At 49.8% G+C, this 3,126-nt stretch carries 3 protein-coding genes; 2 read left to right on the top strand and 1 reads right to left on the bottom strand.

Annotated features, from left to right (window positions below):
- Window positions 1-233: 233 nt before the first annotated feature.
- Entirely contained in the window at window positions 234-1,211 is a 978-nt protein-coding gene (locus AB7U36_RS21370) for a helix-turn-helix transcriptional regulator (RefSeq protein ID WP_428161640.1), read from the top strand.
- A 57-nt stretch (window positions 1,212-1,268) separates the two neighbouring features.
- Entirely contained in the window at window positions 1,269-2,282 is a 1,014-nt protein-coding gene (locus AB7U36_RS21365; protein ID WP_428161639.1) for a methyltransferase family protein, read from the top strand.
- Window positions 2,283-2,585: 303 nt separating this feature from the next.
- Here the strand turns inward: AB7U36_RS21365 and AB7U36_RS21360 are convergent, their stop codons facing one another.
- Window positions 2,586-3,065 (bottom strand): helix-turn-helix transcriptional regulator, encoded by a 480-nt coding sequence (locus AB7U36_RS21360; RefSeq protein WP_428161638.1) that lies wholly within the window; start codon window positions 3,063-3,065, stop codon window positions 2,586-2,588.
- Between the last annotated feature and the right edge of the window lie 61 nt (window positions 3,066-3,126).

Raw genomic sequence — 3,126 nt, 5'->3', positions numbered from 1 at the left:
ATCCAAAACGGGTTGCTGCTGCATCACCATGGGCCTCTCAGTTTTTGGATCGCCTTTCCAAAAGCGTTGCATCCTAAGATGCCTTAAGCAAGATAATCTATCCATCTTGCTTGTCTTTTTGTCCCTCCTCTTCCTCTCCCCTTAAAAAAAATTTGAAAAAAATCTTAGAAAGTGGTTTGATGATTAGGTCTTAATAACTATAAATAAATAAATGAATTCTTTTAGGTAAAACAATGAGCGCTGAGGTGACCATAAAAAATCCGGAAGGCAGATTTATCCGGTTTCCGGGAGAACAGGCGGTTCCCGGCCCGGGCCGGGAGCGCGTGCGGTCTGTACCGGCCGGACTGGGCCAGGGCCAATTCCTGAACCTGGACTGCCGGTCGGGCATGGATATCTGCATGAGTTGCTGCCGGTTTACCAGGGATTACCTGGCCAGGATCGCCTGGCCCGCACCCAGGCTCACCTTTGTGTTTTGTCTGTCCGGAACCACCCGGACCCTGAACGCCTGCCGTCCTTCCCCTTTTGGAATAACAGCCGGTCAGGCCCATCTCCACTATTTTGAAGACCCGCACCTGGAGCGACGGACTGCCCGGGAAATGGAAATCCGGGCCGTGGTGATCCGGTTTCCTTCTGAAAAAATTTCCAGCCTTTTGGGCCCGCCCCATGAACCCGGTCCCCAAAAAACCCTTGCAAAGGCCATTGGCCAGGGCCATCTTTTTTATTCCCAGACCATGAATTTCACGGTGCAGTCCGTGCTTCACCAGATGTATGCCTGCCCCCACCAGGGACTGGTCAGGCAGATCTTCCTGGAGAGCAAGGCCATGGAGCTTGTGGCCTATACCCTGGAGCAGGCCTTTGACACTGCCCTGCCGGGTCCGCCGATCCGGACTGATGAACGGGACCGGATTGGTGCGGCCCGGGATATCCTGGTCTCCCGGCTGAAATTCCCGCCGTCCCTCACTGATCTGGCCCGGCAGGCCGGTATGAGCCACACCCGCCTGACCCGGGGATTTAAAAAGGTGTTTGGATGCACCGTGTTTGAGTATCTTAGAAAGGAACGCCTGGCCTATGCCAGAATGCTGCTTTCGGAAAACAGGTTGAGTATCACCGATGCCGCCTTTGAAGCCGGGTTCTGCAGCTCCAGCCACTTTGCCCAGGCTTTTCGCAAACAATTCGGGATCTCTCCTTCGGAGTTCACGTCCCGGAAATAAGGGCCATGGCCAAAATGACCATGGCAGACAATCCACGTATAAGCAAAGGAGACACCTATGGAATTACCTGACATCACAATGACGCCGACGCCGCTTTTCGAACTTTTTCATGGAACGACAAAGTCGTGGATACTGATTACTGCGGTGGAACTTAAGGTGTTTAACCTTACAACTGAAAACAAAACAGCACCTGAAATTGCGGCATCTCTCAAAACCCACGAGACAAACACCACGCTTTTTTTAAATGCCCTGTGTTCAATTCAACTTCTTAAAAAGGAAAACGGCGCGTACCGCAATACGGAACTGTCCGACACCTTCCTTGTCCAGGGAAAGGATTGCTATCTGGGTGAATTTCTTATGCTCTCCGATCAGTGGAATTTCCAAACCAGGGAGCAGATGGCAGATGTCATTAAAAACGGGCCCGCGCCCCAAGGAGACAACTTAGATATGGGAACAATGTTTGCACCCCACATAAAATCCATGAGAAATCATTCCCGGAGCGGCGTTTCACAACTGATGGCAAAGGAAATCAGCAAATTGCCCGAATTTGCCGGAATGAAAAAGATGCTCGAACTCGGGGGCGCCCACGGCATGGATTCCATTGCCGTCACCCAAAAAAGTGCTTCCCTGAAAGCCATTGTCTTTGATAACCCCGCAGTGATAAAGATGACCCGGGAAATCATTGCCGAATATGGCATGGAAAAAAGGGTCACGGTCATGGATGGGGATTATGCAACAGATCCCATTGGCAGCGGCTATGACCTCATTTATGCAAAAGCGACATTGAATTTTTTAAAAGATGATTTTCAGCCTTTATTCGCAAAGATTTATCATGCCCTGAATCCCGGAGGCGTTTTCATATCTGTCCATGACGGTCTCACAGACGAAGGCACAAAACCGGCGGATATGGTAATCAGCTGGTTGCCCACGGGACTGACTTCCCGGGATTTATCCCTTGACCGGGATGCCATACCCGATACCATGCTCCAGGCCGGGTTCAAAACAGTAAAAGTTAAACCCATACCCTTTTCCATGGGTGAATCCATGGATATGTGCATCGGCAGGAAATAAGGGCAGGCTTTTTATGCTTTCAAATCCCCCGGTCGATGCCCTTTCCCCAAGGGTATCGACCGGGAGAAACATCTTTACCTAGAAGCGGTATGTAAATGTGGCGCCTATCATTCTGGGATCACCATCAAGGCCCTGGTGGTCACCGGAGCTGGCAAATCTTACTTGCAGATATTCTTCATCAAAAAGGTTCTTACACCACCTGATATATCCCCACTGCTGTAACAACAATTTCTTCAATTTCATGCTATCCCCCAAAAGGCCACCTGATATTCGGGCACACATGAAAAATTACGCATTGAAAAACTATGTTATGCGAAAGGATTTGCGCAGCTCGCTCGGTGCCATTCCGAATATGGATTTAAAGGCCTTGGCAAAATAACTTAGATTGGTATAACCGACCATCAAGGCCGCCTGGGTGACATTTACCTCACCATCCTGGAGCAGTTGCATGGCCATCTGTAAGCGTTGATTACGAAGATATTCAAAGGGGGAGAGCCCGAACATCTGGCGAAAGCAGCTAAACAGCTTGGTTCTGCTTAATCCGACCGACCGGGCGATCTCCATGATGTCCGGCGGGTTATTCAGGTCCCGGACAAGCATATGTGCTGCATGGTGAACACGTTCCGTATCCGATGTTTTTATGGAGCAATCACAGCAGCAGCAAGAACCGGGACAGAGCTGTTCCATCATATGTGCGATCAATTCCATGCTTTTCCCTTTGAGCGCGGACTCGCAAATTGATGGATTGATGGTCAACAAAGATGAGGGACGCGTTGCGCTCATTGGTCGTATTTTTTAAGACATAAGTGGGAAGGGTTTACATAAAGTAAAAAGAAGGGGAAGA

It is taken from the genome of Desulfobacter sp., from assembly GCF_050177295.1.
The sequence above is the reverse complement of the archived record's forward strand: the minus strand, read 5'-3'. Positions and strand labels throughout refer to the sequence as shown.

Bases quoted from the DNA above. Each gene is read 5' to 3' on its own strand.
- AB7U36_RS21370 (WP_428161640.1), top strand. From the start codon at position 234: ATGAGCGCTGAGGTGACCATAAAAAATCCGGAAGGCAGATTTATCCGG.
- AB7U36_RS21365 (WP_428161639.1), top strand. From the start codon at position 1,269: ATGGAATTACCTGACATCACAATGACGCCGACGCCGCTTTTCGAACTT.
- AB7U36_RS21360 (WP_428161638.1), bottom strand. From the start codon at position 3,065: ATGAGCGCAACGCGTCCCTCATCTTTGTTGACCATCAATCCATCAATT.